Below are 18,664 nucleotides of genomic sequence, written 5' to 3'. Positions count from 1 at the left end.
TGAGTTGACTGACATACCGCTTTCGCGAGCAAGCCCGCTCCCACACTGGATTTGTGGTGTGGCTTATTTCTTCAGCAGGGCCGAGCAGGCGGCTTTGTAGGCTTCATGCTGGTATTTGTTCAGGCTGGCCGGCAGTTCGAAGTTGTGCTTCTTGTTCTGTGCATTGATGGTCTGTGGCGACAGCAGTGTCACCTCCACGCCTTCAAGCAGTTGGAACACACCCTCGATCTTGAACGTGGTCGGCCCGCCGGCAAACTCACCCTTCTTGCTGCGTTTCTTGATCGCAATACGCTCAATGCCGTTGGCCTGCACAAACGCCTTCACCTGCTCGGCAAAGGCCTTGACGTTGGCCGCCTCATCGTCGTCGTCCAGGGCGATTTTCTTGGTGGCCAGGGCAATATGGCTCAGCGCCTGGTTGTCCAGGGAAGCGACGGCGATGATGGCTTCGCTGCCTTTGATTTCGATGCCGCAAGTCTTCATGAATAGCCTTGTGTCAGACGGAAAGTGCCGGGGATTGTCGCTTATTCCTGCCCAATCGACTCCAAAAACTCCGACCGCTCATCACTCATCCGCGCCAGGCAGTCATTCTGTGCAATCGCATACGCCTTGGTGCCGTTCACCGCCGGGAAGGTGTCTACGGCGCAATCGGCATCACGCAATTTCTCCCACTTCTGCTGGGCATCCTTCAGACGAGCGGTAATGTCGGCGAGCTTGGTCTTGTCGCTGCCATAGGTCGAACCCATGCGTTCCAGCAGGCCTTGGTAGTTATCTTTGAGCAATTGTTCGGCGGTGGTGCGGTTGTAGGTGGCGCATTCCAGGGTTTGCTTGTCGTTTTCGATGCCATCGCACGGCGTGCTGTCGGTGTCTTCGGCCGCGTGCGCGGTGGTTGCGATGAGTGCCAAAGCCAGGAAAATCGATTTCATTGCGCCGTCTCATATCAGGTGATGACGCAAATTCTGGCTCAAGCGTGGGACAAAGAACAGCCGCCAGTCGGAGATGTCATGTTGGCCTTTGTCGCGGATTGACGCTTTCGGCAATTCCCCTGTCGTTTTTGCACCCGGCTCTGTCAGCCCCTGGGCATATGCTGGCCCCAAAGCGCCGGCAGACGATTCGGCGCATGAATCGCCAATAAGGGGACGCCTGATGAGCCCAGCCGAATTGCACGCCGACAGCATCGTTATCGACGGGCTGATTATTGCCAAGTGGAACCGCGACCTGTTCGAGGACATGCGCAAGGGTGGCCTCACCGCCGCCAACTGCACCGTGTCGGTGTGGGAAGGGTTCCAGGCCACCATCAATAACATCGTGGCCAGCCAGACCCTGATCCGTGAAAACAGTGACCTGGTGATCCCGGTCAAAACCACCGCCGACATCCGCAAAGCCAAGGAACAAGGCAAGACCGGCATCATCTTCGGCTTCCAGAACGCCCATGCTTTCGAAGACCAATTGGGCTACGTCGAGATCTTCAAGCAGCTTGGCGTTGGTGTGGTGCAGATGTGCTACAACACCCAGAACCTGGTGGGCACCGGTTGCTACGAGCGCGACGGCGGCCTGTCGGGCTTTGGCCGTGAGATCGTCGCCGAGATGAACCGCGTCGGCATTATGTGCGACCTGTCCCACGTGGGTTCCAAAACTTCGGAAGAAGTCATCCTCGAATCGAAAAAACCGGTGTGCTACTCCCACTGCCTGCCGTCCGGGCTTAAAGAGCACCCGCGCAACAAGTCCGATGAAGAACTCAAGTTCATTGCCGACCATGGCGGTTTTGTCGGCGTGACGATGTTCGCGCCGTTCCTGGCCAAGGGTATTGATTCGACCATCGACGACTACGCCGAAGCCATCGAATACACCATGAACATCGTCGGCGAAGATGCCATCGGCATCGGCACCGACTTCACCCAGGGCCATGGCCAGGATTTCTTCGAAATGCTGACCCATGACAAGGGCTACGCCCGCCGCCTGACCAGCTTCGGCAAGATCATCAACCCGCTGGGCATCCGCACCGTGGGCGAGTTCCCCAACCTCACCGAGACCCTGCTCAAGCGCGGCCACAGCGAACGCGTGGTGCGCAAGATCATGGGCGAGAACTGGGTCAACGTCTTGAAAGACGTCTGGGGCGAATAAGCCAGCGCATCACTGCGCAACACCTACATAACAATTTTTCTGGAGTTGAGTTTCCATGGCCAAGATCGCCCCGCAATTACCTATCGAAGTCGACAGCGAGACCGGTGTCTGGACCTCCGACGCCCTGCCGATGCTGTACGTGCCGCGCCATTTTTTCGTCAACAACCACATCGGTATCGAAGAAGTATTGGGCGCCGACGCCTACGCCGAGATCCTCTACAAGGCTGGCTACAAATCCGCCTGGCACTGGTGTGAAAAAGAAGCCGAATGCCACGGCCTGGAAGGTGTCGCGGTGTTCGAGCACTACATGAAGCGCCTGTCGCAACGCGGCTGGGGCCTGTTCAAGATCCAGGACATCGACCTCGACAAAGGCACCGCCAGCGTCAAGCTCGAACACTCGGCATTCGTCTACGTGTACGGCAAGGTCGGACGCAAAGTGGACTACATGTTCACCGGCTGGTTTGCCGGTGCCATGGACCAGATTCTGCAAGCGCGCGGCAGCCAGATTCGCACCGTCGCCGAACAAGTCTACGGAGGCTCCGAAGAGGGCCACGACGACGGCTTGTTCACCGTCAAGCCGTTGTAAGCCGAGGACCGTGCCATGGCTTTCGAAGCAATGTTTGCGCCGATCCAGATCGGCAAACTGACCATCCGCAACCGCGTGCTCAGCACCGCCCACGCCGAGGTGTATGCCACCGACGGCGGCATGACCACCGCGCGTTATGTTCAGTATTACGAGGAGAAGGCCAAGGGCGGTATCGGCCTGGCGATTTGCGGCGGCTCGTCGGTGGTGGCCATCGACAGCCCACAGGAATGGTGGAGTTCGGTGAACCTGTCCACCGACCGCATCATCCCGCACTTCCAGAATTTGGCCGATGCCATGCACAAGCACGGCGCCAAGATCATGATCCAGATTACCCACATGGGCCGCCGCTCGCGGTGGGACGGTTTCAACTGGCCCACGCTGATGTCGCCGTCCGGCGTGCGTGAGCCGGTGCACCGTGCCACCTGCAAGACCATCGAGCCCGAAGAAATCTGGCGCGTGATCGGCAACTACGCCCAGGCTGCACGCCGCGCCAAGGCCGGAGGCCTGGACGGTGTGGAACTGTCGGCGGTGCACCAGCACATGATCGACCAGTTCTGGAGCCCGCGGGTCAACAAGCGTACAGACGAATGGGGCGGCAGCTTTGAAGGCCGTATGAAGTTTGGCCTGGAAGTATTGAAAGCCGTGCGCGCCGAGGTCGGTGACGATTTCTGCGTGGGCATGCGTTTGTGTGGCGACGAATTCCACCCGGACGGCCTGTCCCACGAGGACATGAAGCAAATCGCCAAGTACTACGACGACACCGGCATGCTGGATTTCATTGGCGTGGTGGGTTCGGGTTGCGACACCCACAACACCCTGGCCAACGTGATCCCGAACATGAGCTACCCGCCGGAGCCGTTCCTGCACCTGGCGGCGGGCATCAAGGAGGTGGTCAAGGTGCCGGTGCTGCACGCGCAGAACATCAAGGACCCGAACCAGGCCACCCGCATCCTCGAAGGCGGTTATGTGGACATGGTCGGCATGACCCGTGCGCACATCGCCGACCCGCACCTGATCGCCAAGATCAAGATGGGCCAGGTCGACCAGATCAAACAGTGCGTCGGTGCCAACTACTGCATCGACCGCCAGTACCAAGGGCTGGACGTGCTGTGCATCCAGAACGCTGCGACGTCCCGTGAATACATGGGCGTGCCGCACATCATCGAAAAATCCACCGGGCCCAAGCGCAAAGTCGTGGTGGTCGGTGCCGGCCCTGCCGGGATGGAAGCGGCACGTGTCGCCGCCGAACGCGGCCATGACGTGACCCTGTTTGAGAAGAAAGAGTTCATCGGTGGGCAAATCACCACCGCTTCGAAAGCGCCGCAACGCGACCAGATCGCCGGTATCACCCGCTGGTTCCAGCTGGAGCTGGCACGTTTGAAAGTCGACCTGCGCCTGGGTGTGGCCGCCGATGCCGACACGATCCTGGACCTGCGTCCGGACGTGGTGGTGCTGGCGGTGGGCGGGCATCCGAATGTGGAGCAAAACGAACACTGGGGTGCCGCCGAAGGCCTGGTAGTCAGCAGCTGGGACGTGCTCGACGGCAAAGTCGCGCCGGGCAAGAACGTGTTGGTCTACGACACCATCTGCGAATTCACCGGCATGTCGGTGGCGGATTTCCTCGCGGACAAAGGCAGCCAAGTGGAGATCGTCACCGACGACATCAAGCCCGGCGTGGCGATTGGCGGTACGTCGTTCCCGACCTACTACCGCAGCATGTACCCCAAGGAAGTGATCATGACCGGCGACATGATGCTGGAAAAGGTCTACCGCGAAGGCGACAAGCTGGTGGCGGTGCTGGAGAACGAATACACCGGCGCCAAAGAAGAACGGGTGGTGGATCAGGTGGTGGTCGAGAACGGCGTGCGTCCGGATGAAGCGATCTACTACGCGCTCAAGGAAGGCTCGCGCAACAAGGGCCAGATTGATGTTGAGGCGCTGTTCGCGATCCAGCCGCAACCGTGCCTGAGCGAGGCGGGCGACGGCTACTTGCTGTTCCGCATTGGCGACTGCGTGGCGCAGCGCAACACCCACGCCGCGATCTATGACGCCCTGCGCTTGTGCAAGGATTTCTAAGCCGACACCGAACCAAAGTGGACTCGGTCCAAATGTGGGAGGGGGCTTGCCCCCGATGGCTGAGTGTCAGTTGATACATCTGTAGCTGACCCACCACTATCGGGGGCAAGCCCCCTCCCACAGTTTTTGGCCAGTTTCACAGCAGACCTGTGTGGTCTTTGGGAGCTTCACCATGTTGAACACCTTGCTTCCTATTCTCCTGTTTGCCGCCCTGGGCCTTGCCGTCCTCGGTGCCTTGCGCCGGGTAAACATGTGGCGCCGTGGCCGCGCCTCGAAAGTCGACCTGCTCGGCGGCCTGCTGGCCATGCCCAAGCGCTACATGGTCGACTTGCACCACGTGGTCGCCCGCGACAAATACATCGCCAACACCCACGTCGCCACGGCGCTGGGCTTTGTGCTGTCGGCGCTGCTGGCCATTCTGGTACACGGCTTCGGCCTGCATAACCGCTTCCTCGGCTACGCCTTGCTGTTGGCCTCGGTGCTGATGTTTGTCGGCGCCACCTTCGTCTACCTGCGTCGTCGCAACCCGCCGTCGCGCCTCTCCAAAGGCCCGTGGATGCGCCTGCCGAAAAGCCTGATGGCGTTCTCGGTGAGTTTCTTCCTGGTGACCTTGCCGGTGGCCGGGGTGTTGCCGGCGGACTTCGGCGGTTGGCTGCTCGCTGCGTTATTGAGCGTGGGCGTGTTGTGGGGCGTGAGCGAAATGTTCTTCGGCATGACCTGGGGCGGCCCGATGAAACACGCCTTCGCCGGTGCCCTGCACCTGGCCTGGCACCGCCGCGCCGAACGTTTTGGCGGTGGCCGTTCCACCGGTTTGAAACCGCTGGACCTCAACGACAAAACCGCGCCGCTGGGCGTAGAGAAGCCCAAGGATTTCACCTGGAACCAACTGCTGGGGTTCGACGCCTGCGTGCAATGCGGCAAGTGCGAAGCCGCGTGCCCGGCGTTTGCCGCTGGCCAGCCGTTGAACCCGAAAAAACTCATCCAGGACATGGTGGTCGGCCTGGCCGGCGGCACCGATGCCAAGTTTGCCGGCAGCCCCTATCCGGGCAAGGCCATCGGTGAACACAACGGCAACCCGCATCAACCCATCGTGAATGGTTTGGTGGATGCCGAGACCCTGTGGTCGTGCACCACGTGCCGCGCCTGCGTGGAAGAGTGCCCGATGATGATCGAGCACGTAGACGCCATCGTCGACATGCGCCGCCACCTCACCCTGGAAAAAGGCGCCACGCCGAACAAGGGCGCCGAAGTGTTGGAAAACCTCATCGCCACCGATAACCCCGGTGGCTTCGCGCCCGGTGGCCGGTTGAACTGGGCAGCGGATTTGAACCTGCCGTTGCTCAGCGAAAAAGGCAGCTGCGACGTACTGTTCTGGGTCGGCGACGGTGCCTTCGATATGCGTAACCAGCGCACCCTGCGCGCGTTCGTCAAAGTGCTCAAGGCGGCCGGTGTGGACTTCGCCGTGCTTGGCCTGGAAGAACGCGACAGCGGTGACGTGGCCCGTCGCCTGGGCGATGAAGCCACGTTCCAGCTGCTCGCTTCGCGCAATATCCAGACCCTGGCCAAGTACAGCTTCAAGCGCATCGTCACCTGTGATCCCCACAGTTTCCATGTGCTGAAAAACGAATACGGCGCCTTCAACGGCAACTACCTCGTGCAGCACCACAGCACCTTCATGGCCGAGCTGATCGGCGAAGGCGCACTGAACCTGGGCCAGCACAAGGGCAGCAGTGTGACCTATCACGACCCGTGCTATCTGGGCCGCTACAACGGCGAATACGAGGCGCCGCGCCAAGTGCTGCGGGCGCTGGGCATCGAGGTCAAGGAGATGCAACGCTCGGGCTTCCGTTCGCGCTGCTGCGGCGGTGGTGGCGGGGCGCCGATCACTGACATTCCCGGCAAGCAACGTATCCCCGATATGCGCATGGAAGATATCCGCGAAACCGGTGCCGAGCTGGTGGCGGTGGGTTGTCCGCAATGTACGGCGATGCTCGAAGGCGTGGTCGAGCCGCGCCCACTGATCAAGGACATTGCCGAACTGGTGGCCGACGCCTTGCTGGAAGAGGCCGCACCGGCCAAAGCTCCCCTAAAGCGTGAACCTGCGGAGGTGCACTGATGAGCGACATTATCCGCCGCGATCCGCGGGCCGAATGGATCGCCCGCAACCGCCTGCACCCGCTGCATGCGGCGATGCAACCGGTGCAACACAGTTGGATGGGGCCTAACGGTGTCATCCGCAAAAACGTGCATGGCGTGGGTTTTATCGGCCCCAACGGCATCAAGCGCATCGACCGCAGCGGCGCCCAGCAGGGCGGCGCGGCCAAACGTACGGCGGCGGTGGAGGTGCAGTTGCCGCTGCATCAGGTGCCTAGGCCTGCGTTCTACATCAACGTGGTGCCGGATATGGTCGGTGGGCGCTTGAGCAGCCACGACCGCGACCTGCTCGGCCTGGCCCGACAGCTCGCCGGCAGTGACGGCGCAGTCTTGGCCGTGGTGTTTGGTGAACACAAGGAAAGCGCATTTGCCACGGCGGGTGTCGACCGGCTGCTGGTGCTGGAAGGCCACGCATTCGACGGTTATTCACCAGAGCAACGGGTGCAAGGTTTGCGGGCTGTGGATAACCAGTTCAACCCGCGTCATTGGTTGCTGCCGGACAGTCGCAGCGGCGGTGGCGAGTTGGGTCGACGCTTTGCGGCCAGTCTCAAGGAGCGCCCAGCGACGCGGGTGTGGCAAATCAAGGGTGACGAGTGCATCGGCCGCGCCGGTGCAGGCCAGGAAGACTTGGCCCGTCCGCTGCCGCGCCTGATCCTCGCGGCGGTGGAGTGCGCAGAACCGGTCAGCGAAACCCGTCATGAAGTGTTACCCGTGGAGTTATCCACAACCCTGGCGCGCAGCTTGCCGCGTATCGAGGATCTGGGCGCGGTGGCGGTGGACCCGGCAGCTATCCCCATGGCCGAGGCGGAATTCATTTTCTCCGGCGGCAATGGCGTGAAGGACTGGGCATTGTTCCACCAGACCGCCGCCGCCCTGGGCGCCACCGAAGGCGCCTCCCGCGTGGCGGTAGACGACGGCTTTATGGCCCGTGACCGCCAGGTCGGTGCCAGCGGCACCTGGGTCACCGCGCGGGTGTATGTGGCCGTGGGTATTTCCGGGGCGATTCAGCACCTGCAAGGCATTGGTGCCTGCGACAAGGTGGTGGCGATCAACCTCGACCCGAGCTGCGACATGATCAAGCGTGCCGACCTGTCGGTGATCGGCGAAAGCGCCGCAATCCTGCAAGCGTTGATCGCGGCGGTAGAAACCTACCGCAATGGCGCCAAGCGCGATGCGGCCTGAGGATATGAACATGAGCACAAATGTCATCAGCCTGGTGTCCATCGGCGCCCACCCTACCTCCGGGCGTCCGCGTCGCGCCGAGCAGGATGCGCGTGCGGTGGAGCTGGGTTTGCAATTGGTTGGGGATACGTTGCAAGTGCTGCACGCCGGCAACATCGGCGAGCCCACCTTGCGCAGTTATCTGGGCATGGGCCTGCCGCAACTGCATGTGTTGGAACAGCCGGCGGGCAGCGATGCGTTGCCGGTGTTAAGCGACTATCTGCGCGACGCCGGCGCCCACGTGGTGCTCGCCGGCAGCCAGGCGGAAACCGGCGAAGGCTCAGGCATGCTGCCGTACCTGTTGGCCGAGCAATTGGGCTGGCCGCTGATTGTGGGGTTGGCACAGGTCGAGTCCATCGACGGTGGCGTGGCCCATGTGCTGCAGGCGTTGCCCCGTGGCCAACGGCGACGCCTGAAGGTGCGCTTGCCGTTCCTGGCGACAGTGGATAACGCGGCGCCCAAGCCACGCCAGAGTGCGTATGGCCCGGCGCAACGGGGCGAGCTGGCGGCCCATGACGTCGAGGTTGAAGAGGACGAGTTGTTCACCGGCGCCGTGCTGCAACCGGCCAAGCCTCGGCCCAAACGCCTGAAGGTGATCAAGGCCAAGAGCGGCGCGGACCGGATGAAGGCGGCGACGGCCAAGGCCAGTGGCGGCGGTGGGCAGGTGCTCAAGGGTGTGAGCCCGGAGGAGGGGGCCCAGGCGATTCTCAAGTTGTTGGTTGAGGAAGGCGTCGTGCGCTAACTCTCAAACACCGCAGGGGAAATGTGGGAGGGGGCTTGCCCCCGATAGCGGTGGGTCAGCTAAAGATGTATCAACTGACAGTCAGCCATCGGGGGCAAGCCCCCTCCCACATTGATCCTCATTGTGTCTGTGAGGGCGGGGTTGTTGCAGGCACGGGCGCAGGCTTTGGTACAAGGTCCGGCAACGGCGGTGGCAGCGGCGCCCAGTTGGCATCCGGTTGTTGCATCGGCGGTGGCAATGCCGGTGCTGAGCCGCCGCCCGTGGACTTGAGCACCATATTGCTGGTGGTGTCGCGCAGGATCATTCCTTCCGTCGAACTGCGCGCTTCGGTGCCACTGTGGAACGTGCTGATCTGCGAGATCGGCAGGTCCAGGTTACGTTCGATCCTCGGCGTGAGCAGCAGGATGATCTCGGTTTTCTGTTGGGTGCTTTGATTGGTGCCGAACAGTTTCTGGCCGATCCACGGGATCTGGCTCAGCCAGGGCAGGCCTGAGCCTTCATCGACGTCGGAGGTGCGGATCAGCCCCGACACCACTTGGGTTTCATTGTTGCGCGCGGTGAGCAGTGTCTTGGTGGAGCGGGAACCCAACTCGAACGTCGCGGGTACATTTTCCGAACCGGGAATCCGCTTGGTGATGTGGCTCATTTCCACATTCAATTCCAGGTTCACCTCATCGCTCAGGCTGATGATCGGCTTGACCGTAATCTGCAAGCCCACGTCCTGGTAAGACACTGACGAGGTGGTGATCTGGTTGGCCGTGGTGGTGGTGACCACCGGGATTTTGTCGCCGATATTCACCGCCGCTTCTTCACGATTGCGCACCCGAACCCGAGGGTTGGCCAGGGTTACCGTGTTGCCGCTGCGTTGCAGCATATTGATGCGCGCCGAGGTGCTGCCCGAGTCCAACAGGATGTTGTCGCCGTTGATGCCGCGCAGCGCGCTCAGGGGTATACCCCCCAGCCCGGTGGGAACACCACTCAGGTTACCCACCGACACGCCGATGCTCTCCGGGTACTTGATACCCAGGTTCAGTTCATCCGCCAGGCTGACCTCCAGCACCTGGATATCGATGGTCACTTCCGACTGCGCGATATCAATGGCTTCGACCATCTTTTCCACGGCGCTCAGGGTATCGAGGCCATCACGCACGATCACGGCATTCAAGCGCTCATCCACCAACACCTCCTTGGGCTTGAGCACTTGCTTGATCTCGGCCGCGATGATCTTGGCGTCGCCATGGCTGAGATAGAACGTGCGCACTGCCAGCTCGCGGTATTCGCGTTCCTTATCCGGGCGTTTGGGGTAGACGAGGATGGTGTTGTTGTTGAGGATTTTCTTGTCCAGGCCTTGGGTGGTCAGCAACAGGTTGAGCGCGTCTTCGGCGGTGGTGCGGCTGGCCGTCATGCTCGCCGAGGCACTGGGGTTGACGTCCTTGTCGATGACAAAGTTGACCCCCGACAGGCGTGCAATGGTTTCGAAAATCGTGCTCAGGCTTTGTGAGCTGAATTCCAGGCTCAGGGGTTTGCGCATCGCCTCGGAAAGGTCGGCGCTGAGGTAGTCGGCGCTCACCAGTTCACGGGTCAGCGCGTTGCGAAAGTCCAACGCCTCTCGGTAGTTGGGTTTTTGCGCGATGATCTGGCGCACCAGGTTGAGCGCCTCCACCGGGTTGGCGCGTTTCATTTCATAGGCCCGCGCGAGTTGTGGGCGCAGTTGCTGCATGGCCTGGATGCTTTGGATTTCCTGGCGTGCGCCGAGGTTGCCGGGGTCGTATTTGAGGATGGTTTCCAGCGCACGAATGGCGGCGGCATCGTCACCGCGCATCAGCGCAGTGCTGGCCTCGCGGCTGTATTGGGCGACCAGCAGTTCCAGCTTGCTGAATTGCGCGGTGCGTAATTGCACGTCATCAGGCGATTGCCTGGCTTCGGCTTGCAGCACCTCGACCGAACGCACAATGTCGCCTTTCTGGCGCAGCTCATCGCTCTGCTTGATCGCGTTCTGCGTCTGGCAGGCGCTGAGCAGCGCCAGCATCAGGCTTAACGACATCCTCGTACGGTTCGCCATGATGGTGTCCTTCCCCACTCAGTGGGTGTCCAGGCGCAAGGTGCTGACATGCTTGAGCGGCAGGTAGGTCAGCACCACGGCGGTGTCGGTAAGTTTGTCCAACCGGTAGTGGGCGTCGAGCATCTTGCCCGGCACGATGTGCCCGGGTACGGAGCAGCGGTTGCACAGGGTGTACTGGGCGTTGTTGCCACGCAGCACGACGATTTTCGATTGGTTCTCGTAGCGCCATTGCGCGCTAACCGTAAAGGGCAGCGGCGGCGGCTTGGGCGGCGAGTTGTCCACCGGTGTCGGCGCCGGTGGCGGTGTCCAGGTTTGGGCGGGGAACAGGTCGATCACCGCACCCGACTTGGGCCCGGGCGTGGTGACCGGCGCTGGTTCGACAGGCTTGACGACGGCGGTTGTGGGCGTGCTGGGCGGATTGTCCGCAGTGTCCTGCCAGAACAACCAGCCGCAGCCAACCAGGGTCAGCAGTAACAGCACGCGCAAGTACAACGGCAGCTTCATTGCACCACCCCCAGCAGGCTGAGTTTCAGGCTGATGCTCAGCAGGCCGCTGCTGATGTCCTTGCGCTCCAGGGACAGGCTTTCGATGCGCACGGCGGGTTCCTGGGCGATGGCAGTGAGGGTGTCGCGCAGGATGCTGTAAGGCCCGGTGAGTGGCACCTCGACCTCCAGGCGTTGCAGCCCGGTATCGCCTGGGTTGGAGTAGCTCAGGTTGGTTTGCTCAACGGTGAAGCCGCGTTGCTGGATCAACGTGAATACCGCTTCCAGGCGGGCGGCGAAGTCCGCCGCCTCGGGTAATTTTTCGACCACGGCCGGCTCGGTCACCTGCACCTGCTGGGGCTGTTCGGCGATGCCGGCTTCCACTTCCAGACGACGCTGGGCATCCTGCTGGACGGCGGGCTGGATCACCAAGGCCTCGATCAGCAGTGCACCGATCATCACCGCGATGGCCAATACACCCCAAAAGCCCAGGGCCTGTTGCCAACGGGTCAGACGCCAGCGCAGGGCGGGGAGGTGGCGTGCCAGGCGGTCCATGTCGGTTACCTCTTCGCCAGGCTGAGCTTGACCAGCATCGGGCGCTGCGGGTCGTTGGGTTTGCGTGCGCTTTGTTGCAGGGTCACGCGTAATTCGGGCAGGGCTTTGAGGCGCTCAACAAAACGAAACGCATCCGGCAGGGCGCGTACCTCCAGGTCCAGGGTCAGTAGCTGGGTTTGCGTTGTCACGTCCAGGCGGGTGATCGCCACATCGTGGGACCAGGCTTGGCCAAGCGCGTCGAGCAAGGCAAAGGGCGTGGCCGACTGCTGGGCGAAGACGGCCAGTTGTTGCTTTTGCACAGGCGATAAACGAATCGCAGCCTGGATCAACTGTTCTTGTTGGCGAGTCAGTTGGATAAAGTGCTGCTCACGCTCATCGGTGAGTTGCTGTTGGTACTGCAGGCGCTGCCAGTCTTCCCAGGTGTTGAACAGCAGCAACGCCGCCAGCAGCCAGAACACCGCCACCCACGAGCGACGGGTAGGGCTGGGGTGTTGGAAGTCAACGACGGGCGCGCTCATGGCAGCGACTCCAGCAACCAGGGATGAAGCGGTCCAAGCCAATGTTCATGGGTGGGGTCGTTGCTGATCACACGGGTTTCGTCGGCGTGGTGTTCCACCAGCATATCGGCGGCGAACAAGCTGTCGCTCAAAGGGCTGGAGGTGGCCATGGCGCATACCTGGCGCGCGCTGGCGTCTTGGACATAGAGGCAACTGAGTGCACCCGGTTCAGACACCGCCAGCACGCAATCGGCCGGCAATTGCGCCCAGTACTGGCGGGCTACGGCACTGAGCAATGGGGTGCACGCCACCAGCGGCAGCGTCTTGAGTTTGAACAGTGCACGCAGATCACTCAGCAATTCCCGCGAGGTCGCGACCGCGAGGCATGCCTGGCCGAAATCGTGACGGGCGACGTGTACGTGCCAGTACGTCGGGTCCAGGTCTGCCTGTTGGCTGAACGCGGTTTCGGCAAAGGCTTGCCAGTCTTCCATGCGGTGCATGCCGTCCTGCCAGGGCAACATCAGGTAATGCACATGAGGAAAACCGAGCAGCACCGTGGCCCGGTCGAGGAACGGTGCGCGCCCCCGCGGAGCCTGTTCCAACAAGCTGGCACAGGCTGCCAACGGTTCGCCGTGTTGCTGCGCACGCCATACGCTGGAGCCGCGCCAACGCGCCCGTGCGGCCCAACTGACGTCGGCTTTTTGCAGCAACACCACATGCTCAATAAAGGGAAATGACACGGTGAATCTCCTTGAGCGTAGTGTCGCCCTGGGCGGCATGGGCCAAGGCGATATCACGGATAAATACATGGCCGGCTTCACGCGCCAACTCACGTAGCGCGGCAGCGGAACTGCGATTGAGCAAGCCTTCCTTAAGGCGGTCGGTGACCGTCAGCACTTCCGCCAGGGCCAGGCGTCCGCGATAGCCGGTGTGGCGGCAGGCGTCGCAGCCCGTGCCGACGCGGTAATGCCCACCCTTGAGTTGCGCGGCGGACAGTTTGGCCAGGCGCACGATATCGGCATCAGGCTTGGCGTCGACCGCGCAGTCGGGGCAGATGCGCCGTACCAGGCGCTGGGCGACCACGCCGTTGAGGGCTTCGACAAAACTCGCCGGGGCCACCTCCATGTAGGTAAAACGCTCCAACACGCTGAATGCGCTGTTGGCGTGCACCGACGACATCACTAGGTGTCCGGTCAACGCTGCCTGTACGGCAATCCCGGCGGTTTCACCGTCGCGGATTTCCCCCACCAGAATGGTGTCCGGGTCATGCCGCAGGATCGAGCGCAGGCCACGGGCGAAGGTCAGGCCCTTCTTGTCGTTGACCGGAATTTGCAGCACACCGGGCAATTCGTATTCCACCGGGTCTTCGATGGTGATGATTTTCTTCTCGCCGGTATTGGTCTCCGACAGCGCGGCATACAGGGTGGTGGACTTGCCACTGCCGGTGGGGCCGGTCACCAGCAACATGCCGTAAGGCTCGCTGGCGAGTACGCGGATACGCGCGATGGTGTCGGCGGCCAACCCCAGGTTTTCCAGGCTCAAGGACGCACCACGCTGGGACTTGTCGAGAATCCGCAGCACCGCATCCTCGCCATGGATACTCGGCATGATCGACACCCGGAAATCCACCTCGCGCCCCTGCATCCGCGCCTTGAAACGCCCGTCCTGGGGCACCCGGCGCTCGCCGATATCCAGCTCCGACAGCACCTTGATCCGTGACAGCGCCTGCTCGGCCTGATCCAGCCCGGCGGCCTGGCCCATCTGCTGCAAAACTCCGTCGATGCGGTACTTGATCACCAGGCCTTGAGGCGTGGACTCCACATGGATATCACTGGCGCGGCTTTGCAAGGCATCGAACAACATGGAATTGACCAGCCGCACCACCGGGTTGTCGTCGCGGGCGATGCTGCTCAGGGAAATTTCCTGGGCGGCCTGGGCAACCTGAGCGTTTTCGTCATCGCTGCCGAAGGGCTGCATCACTCGCTGGCTGGTTTCGGCCAGCGCCAACTGGGCTTTGACCGCCCCCGGCAAACTCATCGCCAGGGGCAGTGGACTGTTGGACTGCAACCAATGGCGGCTGGCCTGGATAAACGGCTCGCCCAATACCAGACAGGGTTCGCCTTGGTAATCCACCGGCAGGACGTTGTGGATCAGGGCCTTGGGCAGCGGCAAAAGATCAAAGCGCCAATGGCCTTCAAGTTCATCGGCCGGTACGCCGATCAGCCCCAGAGGGCGGGCGATGGTGTGCAATTGATCGGGGGCTTTTTCCAGCACTTCCCGCAGGTAACTGGCCAGCGTTATCCCGCGTTGTGCGGCGAGGGCCTGCCACTGTTGGGTCTGAGTGCTCATCGCGGCTTACCCCTGGATTGAACCCGCCAATTCGAAAATCGGCATGTACAGCATGAACACGATCAGGCCGATCAGCCCGCCGACCACCAGCATCAACAACGGCTCGAAGACTTTGCTGAACAGCTCGATGGCCCGCTCCAGAGCCTCATCGTGAAACTGCGCAATGCGTTCGCACATGGCGGCCAGTTCACCGCTCTGTTCGCCCACCCGCAGCAGGCGCTCGGCGACGGCGGTGGTCAGTTGATGGCGGGCCAGGGAAGTGGACAGCGGCTGGCCGGCCTGGATCGCCGTCAGGGCCTGGCGCAAGTCGCCCTGGCGCTCGGGGGGCAGCAGCGCACCGGACATTTCCACCGCCGTGACCACCGGCATGCCGCCCATCAGCAACATGCCGGCGGTGCGATAAAAGCGCGCGAGGATAAACAATGTGCGCTGCGCACCGAGGCTGGGAATCTTCCAGAACAACGCGGCGGCACGGCGTTTGAACGCGGCGCTGCGAAACAGCAGCACCAGTGCGACCAGGATGAGCACCAGACCCACCATCAGCTCCGTGCCACGGCTTTCCACCAGGGCGCCCCACCACACCATGAACTGCGCTGTAGCGGGCAGGTCCGCCACGGCATCGAACACCGAGGCGAAACGCGGGATCACGAAGAACAGCAAAAACAGCAGGATCAACGCGCCCACGCTGAGCACCACCAAGGGATACATCAACGCGCCGCTGACGCGTTTCTTCACCGTCTCCAGATGCGCTTCAAAATGGTGATAGCGGCGCAGCGCCACCGACAGCTGCCCACTGTGTTCCGAGGACGCCACCGTGGCGATCAGCAGCGAGGGAAACACCTCGGGCTTGAGCTGCATGGCCTTGGACAACGAGTTGCCTTGGTACATCGATTCCAGCAAGTCACTCATGACTTGCCGATTGACGCCGGCGGGGGCTTTGTCGCGCAGGGTTTCCACCGCCTCCACCAACACCAGTCCGGCGTCCAGCAACACCACCAATTCCTGGATAAACAAGCCTAGGGCAAAGCGCGTGCGACGGCTGGGCAAGCGCAGTGGGCGGCGTGCCTGCAGCGAGATCACTTGGGCACCATCGGCCTGCAATTGCTGGCGCGCCTGGGCCAGGTCCAGAGCCTGCAAACGCAGGGTCTGCAAGTGGCCGTCGCGGATGATGCGCGCGTCAAAATCGATCATGGCGTTTGCCTCGCCAGTTGCTGACGCTGTTGCACCAATTCAGCGTAATAACGCCACACCGCCAACGCATAGCGCGTGCGACGGCTGTCACGGTCCGCCCGCGTACCGGCGTTATAGGCGCCCACGGCTTGCCAGCCGTAGCCTTTTTCGCGAATGAACCCGGCCAGGATCCACGCGCCGACCATCACGCTGGTGCAGGGCTGGGTGATCAAATGTTGTTCAGTGATACCGAATGGAACGAGCGCGGGCAGGTGACGGCTGTTGATCTGCATCAGGCCGATATCGCGGCTGCCGTCGCCATTGATATTGCGTGCGTTGGGGTTGAGGTTGGATTCGACCTTGGCGATGGCGTAGAGCAACAGCGGATCGACGTGGTAACGGCTGGCTGCCAGTTGCCAACAGTTGGCCTGGGCGAAGCCCGTCAGGCACCACAGGATCAGGGCCATCGGCAGCGTGCGCATGTCATAGCCCATAGACGATGTCGGCGTAAGTGTTCACCCCACCGGCCTTGCCGTCGCGACCCAGGGAGATGATCTCCACATCGTTGGGCGGGGTGCCGGGGTTCTTGTAGAGGTAGGGGTTGCCCCAAGGGTCGGGCGGCAACGTCTTCAAATACGGTCCCTGCCAGTTGTTGGCGTTGGCGGGGCGGGTGGTTAGGGCGTCCAGGCCGAGGGCTTCATCGGGGTAGTTGCCGTTGTCCAGGCGGTACTGGTTCAAGGCGTCCGCCAGGGACTTCATCTGGCCTTGGGCGGTCTGGACTTTGGCCAGTTCAAGGCGGTCGAACATCTTGGGACCGACGTAGCCGGCGAGGAGGGCGATGATCAGCAGGACGACGAGCAGCTCCAGCAAGGTGAAGCCATGTTGGGAGCTGTGGATAAATGCGCGCTTGTGCATGGAGATAACCCGGCGGTTGGGTGTCACTCTTCCGGCCCGCGTTTTGAGCGGGCACCGCCGGTAGGACTGCGTTAGAACGAGTACATCTTCAACTGTAGCGGTGCTCGATATAAGGCGCCGGGGGGCGCCCTATAACGATTGGCTCTTGTCATTATCGGGTTAGTGAATATGCCTGTGGGTTATGGTACTTCCTCCCAGGCATCTGCCCACGCGGTGCCTTTGCCTGGAGCGTAGGCCCATGCTGCACCCGCGCACCATCCGGTGTAAGGCCAAGGCTTGCACTTATAGTTCTTACCGTTATTGCTCACGATGTCGCCATCTTTGTAAGACGTACCTTCGACGTAGGCGGGCGCATCCCCGCCGCTAGCTGGCGAAACTCGTATGGTATGCGTCGCAGTGTAATTGGTACCTGTCTGACCATCGCGCGTATTCAATCGCACGGTATATTGAGTGGGATTCGCGACAGTGGGTGCCGTCCCGGTCACGGTTTTGCTGCTGGTGTCGTTAGTGATCAGTACCGGCGCCCACGCGTACTGGGGCGTGTTTTGTGCGTTCTTAAGCTCACCGACGAAGCTATAGGTTTGGCCTGATTTCAATTCAGTGGGACCGGTGATCATCGCGGTTGGTGTGGGGGCAGGGCCGCCACCTTCAATAACCGTCATGTTTTGCAAGGCGTCGCGCTCTTTGTAGAACACGTGATTTCTCAATGGGTCCACAGTATTAAACTTGACGGATCCGTTCTGCAGCTCGCCGATCTCAACGCTTGGATTGGTGATGCGATCTTTAAGCTCTCGGCTCCATCGAGCGGGGGGCAAGTTATCTGGGGTTAGCGCTACCTTCGCATCGCTGACATCGGTGCCATTACTGATGACACGATGTCGAATTTGGTCGCCGGGCTTAGCCGTCAATGTTGCCGGGTCAACGAAGGGACCAATTAAATAGCGTGTTACCGGGTCTGGCCCTCCTCCAAACGTAACGTCACTGCACATGAAAAATGTTTCTCCGACGCTGTCGTCCCTGGCCCAAATTAAAACAATCACGGCAGAACCCGTCAAACCACCCGGAATAACCGTGGGAATTGTTACTACGCCACTTGCCCACAGGCCTTTGGGTATTGTCCCCGCTGGCGGCGGTTTGACGTCTGATGACGTTATCGTGTGCATACTTCCGAGTGGCAAGAGATCACTTGTGCTTACGGCGGTCGTCGCAGAATTGAATCCGGGCTTGGTGATAAAGACAAACGCTCGGCTGGGTTCATGAACGGCTGTCATGAATAGCTTCAGATCTATCGTGGAACCAGCCGTTAAAGGTGTTTTTGTCCAGTCACCTGTCGGCACAGACATGCTTGCCTTCTTTTCATCGTTGGCCGAACACACTTGGCCTGGTTTAAGTTGGCTCAATATCTGTTCAATAGGTGTTGTAGCTGACCCTGTCACAATGGAGTACTCATGAAACTGGTCGGTTGGGTAAGCCTTCTGGGCATCCGTTTGGTGAATGGCCGCCGCGGTCCTGCATCCGTCGTCGTTAATGTACCCAGACCAGTGACCTCCTGTGCTTTTACAATTGGATTGTCTATCTATGGGGTATCCAACGAATCCGTGCCCCCACGTTATTGCAGGAATTGAAACTATTGCCGTCAGCCAGCAGAGAATCAGATATTTTGAATATCGCATTAACGTATTCATGCTCTAGTCCACCTTCAATTCAGATAACCAAGTTCCGAACGGCTGGAAC

At 61.2% G+C, this 18,664-nt stretch carries 18 protein-coding genes; 6 read left to right on the top strand and 12 right to left on the bottom strand.

The genetic code is table 11. From position 1 onward, the window contains the following. Positions 1 to 63: 63 nt before the first annotated feature. Complete coding sequence (locus DYL61_RS01940; protein ID WP_135306987.1) at positions 64 to 480, bottom strand: DUF3010 family protein; 417 nt, start codon at positions 478 to 480, stop codon at positions 64 to 66. Between the two features lie 41 nt (positions 481 to 521). Continuing rightward, positions 522 to 923 (bottom strand): lysozyme inhibitor LprI family protein, encoded by a 402-nt coding sequence (locus DYL61_RS01935; protein ID WP_135306986.1) that lies wholly within the window; start codon positions 921 to 923, stop codon positions 522 to 524. Positions 924 to 1,143: 220 nt separating this feature from the next. On the opposite strand from DYL61_RS01935, the gene DYL61_RS01930 reads away from it, so the two are divergent. The 6 genes from DYL61_RS01930 (at position 1,144) to etfB (ending at position 8,900) form a co-directional block, all read left to right on the top strand. Then, positions 1,144 to 2,121, top strand: coding sequence for a dipeptidase (locus tag DYL61_RS01930; protein WP_053258385.1), 978 nt, complete (start codon positions 1,144 to 1,146; stop codon positions 2,119 to 2,121). A gap of 55 nt (positions 2,122 to 2,176) precedes the next feature. Further along, positions 2,177 to 2,707: a DUF5943 domain-containing protein gene (locus tag DYL61_RS01925; protein WP_016977793.1), complete on the top strand. Its 531-nt coding sequence runs from the start codon at positions 2,177 to 2,179 to the stop codon at positions 2,705 to 2,707. A 15-nt stretch (positions 2,708 to 2,722) separates the two neighbouring features. Beyond that, a complete protein-coding gene (gene dgcA, locus DYL61_RS01920) occupies positions 2,723 to 4,783 on the top strand; it encodes a dimethylglycine demethylation protein DgcA (protein ID WP_135306985.1) in 2,061 nt (686 codons plus the stop codon). Positions 4,784 to 4,955: 172 nt separating this feature from the next. Then, a complete protein-coding gene (gene dgcB / locus DYL61_RS01915; RefSeq protein WP_135306984.1) occupies positions 4,956 to 6,899 on the top strand; it encodes a dimethylglycine demethylation protein DgcB in 1,944 nt (647 codons plus the stop codon). Continuing rightward, the gene (etfA, locus tag DYL61_RS01910) at positions 6,899 to 8,119 is read left to right on the top strand and encodes an electron transfer flavoprotein subunit alpha (RefSeq protein WP_135306983.1); all 1,221 of its coding nucleotides are present in this window, start codon (positions 6,899 to 6,901) and stop codon (positions 8,117 to 8,119) included. The genes dgcB and etfA overlap by 1 nt, the downstream gene beginning before the upstream one ends. Positions 8,120 to 8,129: 10 nt before the next feature. Further along, a complete protein-coding gene (etfB, locus tag DYL61_RS01905; protein WP_135306982.1) occupies positions 8,130 to 8,900 on the top strand; it encodes an electron transfer flavoprotein subunit beta in 771 nt (256 codons plus the stop codon). A 118-nt stretch (positions 8,901 to 9,018) separates the two neighbouring features. Here etfB and DYL61_RS01900 read toward each other — a convergent pair whose 3' ends face one another. The 10 genes from DYL61_RS01900 to DYL61_RS01855 all read right to left on the bottom strand — a co-directional run bounded on the left by DYL61_RS01900 (position 9,019) and on the right by DYL61_RS01855 (position 18,615). Continuing rightward, the gene (locus tag DYL61_RS01900) at positions 9,019 to 10,962 is read right to left on the bottom strand and encodes a secretin N-terminal domain-containing protein (RefSeq protein WP_135306981.1); all 1,944 of its coding nucleotides are present in this window, start codon (positions 10,960 to 10,962) and stop codon (positions 9,019 to 9,021) included. An 18-nt stretch (positions 10,963 to 10,980) separates the two neighbouring features. Next, complete coding sequence (locus tag DYL61_RS01895) at positions 10,981 to 11,466, bottom strand: hypothetical protein (RefSeq protein ID WP_135306980.1); 486 nt, start codon at positions 11,464 to 11,466, stop codon at positions 10,981 to 10,983. Continuing rightward, positions 11,463 to 11,999 (bottom strand): hypothetical protein, encoded by a 537-nt coding sequence (locus DYL61_RS01890; RefSeq protein ID WP_135306979.1) that lies wholly within the window; start codon positions 11,997 to 11,999, stop codon positions 11,463 to 11,465. Before DYL61_RS01890 ends, DYL61_RS01895 begins: the two co-directional genes overlap by 4 nt. Positions 12,000 to 12,004: 5 nt before the next feature. Then, entirely contained in the window at positions 12,005 to 12,517 is a 513-nt protein-coding gene (locus DYL61_RS01885) for a hypothetical protein (protein ID WP_135306978.1), read from the bottom strand. Further along, positions 12,514 to 13,236, bottom strand: a complete 723-nt coding sequence (locus DYL61_RS01880) for a hypothetical protein (RefSeq protein WP_135306977.1) — start codon at positions 13,234 to 13,236, stop codon at positions 12,514 to 12,516. The genes DYL61_RS01885 and DYL61_RS01880 overlap by 4 nt, the downstream gene beginning before the upstream one ends. Beyond that, a complete protein-coding gene (locus tag DYL61_RS01875; RefSeq protein WP_135306976.1) occupies positions 13,217 to 14,845 on the bottom strand; it encodes a GspE/PulE family protein in 1,629 nt (542 codons plus the stop codon). The genes DYL61_RS01880 and DYL61_RS01875 overlap by 20 nt, the downstream gene beginning before the upstream one ends. 6 nt (positions 14,846 to 14,851) lie before the next feature. Further along, the gene (locus DYL61_RS01870) at positions 14,852 to 16,036 is read right to left on the bottom strand and encodes a type II secretion system F family protein (protein ID WP_135306975.1); all 1,185 of its coding nucleotides are present in this window, start codon (positions 16,034 to 16,036) and stop codon (positions 14,852 to 14,854) included. Further along, positions 16,033 to 16,497 carry a lytic transglycosylase domain-containing protein gene (locus DYL61_RS01865; protein WP_135306974.1) on the bottom strand — a complete coding sequence of 155 codons (465 nt, stop codon included), beginning with the start codon at positions 16,495 to 16,497 and terminating at the stop codon, positions 16,033 to 16,035. Before DYL61_RS01865 ends, DYL61_RS01870 begins: the two co-directional genes overlap by 4 nt. 1 nt (position 16,498) lies before the next feature. After that, positions 16,499 to 16,930, bottom strand: coding sequence for a type II secretion system major pseudopilin GspG (gene gspG / locus DYL61_RS01860; RefSeq protein ID WP_135306973.1), 432 nt, complete (start codon positions 16,928 to 16,930; stop codon positions 16,499 to 16,501). A gap of 179 nt (positions 16,931 to 17,109) precedes the next feature. Next, positions 17,110 to 18,615 (bottom strand): lytic polysaccharide monooxygenase, encoded by a 1,506-nt coding sequence (locus DYL61_RS01855; RefSeq protein WP_135306972.1) that lies wholly within the window; start codon positions 18,613 to 18,615, stop codon positions 17,110 to 17,112. Positions 18,616 to 18,664: the final 49 nt, after the last annotated feature.

The organism is Pseudomonas nabeulensis (assembly GCF_004682045.1).
GTDB classification, from domain to species: Bacteria; Pseudomonadota; Gammaproteobacteria; order Pseudomonadales; family Pseudomonadaceae; genus Aquipseudomonas; species Aquipseudomonas nabeulensis.
Note: the sequence above shows the minus strand (reverse complement) of the source record. Positions and strands in the feature narration are given on the sequence as shown.

Coding starts and splice junctions, on each gene's coding strand:
- DYL61_RS01855 (WP_135306972.1), bottom strand. CDS start 18,615: ATGAATACGTTAATGCGATATTCAAAATATCTGATTCTCTGCTGGCTG.
- dgcB (WP_135306984.1), top strand. CDS start 4,956: ATGTTGAACACCTTGCTTCCTATTCTCCTGTTTGCCGCCCTGGGCCTT.
- DYL61_RS01925 (WP_016977793.1), top strand. CDS start 2,177: ATGGCCAAGATCGCCCCGCAATTACCTATCGAAGTCGACAGCGAGACC.
- DYL61_RS01890 (WP_135306979.1), bottom strand. CDS start 11,999: ATGGACCGCCTGGCACGCCACCTCCCCGCCCTGCGCTGGCGTCTGACC.
- dgcA (WP_135306985.1), top strand. CDS start 2,723: ATGGCTTTCGAAGCAATGTTTGCGCCGATCCAGATCGGCAAACTGACC.
- DYL61_RS01940 (WP_135306987.1), bottom strand. CDS start 480: ATGAAGACTTGCGGCATCGAAATCAAAGGCAGCGAAGCCATCATCGCC.
- DYL61_RS01895 (WP_135306980.1), bottom strand. CDS start 11,466: ATGAAGCTGCCGTTGTACTTGCGCGTGCTGTTACTGCTGACCCTGGTT.
- etfB (WP_135306982.1), top strand. CDS start 8,130: ATGAGCACAAATGTCATCAGCCTGGTGTCCATCGGCGCCCACCCTACC.
- DYL61_RS01900 (WP_135306981.1), bottom strand. CDS start 10,962: ATGGCGAACCGTACGAGGATGTCGTTAAGCCTGATGCTGGCGCTGCTC.
- DYL61_RS01865 (WP_135306974.1), bottom strand. CDS start 16,497: ATGCGCACGCTGCCGATGGCCCTGATCCTGTGGTGCCTGACGGGCTTC.
- DYL61_RS01935 (WP_135306986.1), bottom strand. CDS start 923: ATGAAATCGATTTTCCTGGCTTTGGCACTCATCGCAACCACCGCGCAC.
- etfA (WP_135306983.1), top strand. CDS start 6,899: ATGAGCGACATTATCCGCCGCGATCCGCGGGCCGAATGGATCGCCCGC.
- DYL61_RS01930 (WP_053258385.1), top strand. CDS start 1,144: ATGAGCCCAGCCGAATTGCACGCCGACAGCATCGTTATCGACGGGCTG.
- DYL61_RS01870 (WP_135306975.1), bottom strand. CDS start 16,036: ATGATCGATTTTGACGCGCGCATCATCCGCGACGGCCACTTGCAGACC.
- DYL61_RS01875 (WP_135306976.1), bottom strand. CDS start 14,845: ATGAGCACTCAGACCCAACAGTGGCAGGCCCTCGCCGCACAACGCGGG.
- DYL61_RS01885 (WP_135306978.1), bottom strand. CDS start 12,517: ATGAGCGCGCCCGTCGTTGACTTCCAACACCCCAGCCCTACCCGTCGC.
- gspG (WP_135306973.1), bottom strand. CDS start 16,930: ATGCACAAGCGCGCATTTATCCACAGCTCCCAACATGGCTTCACCTTG.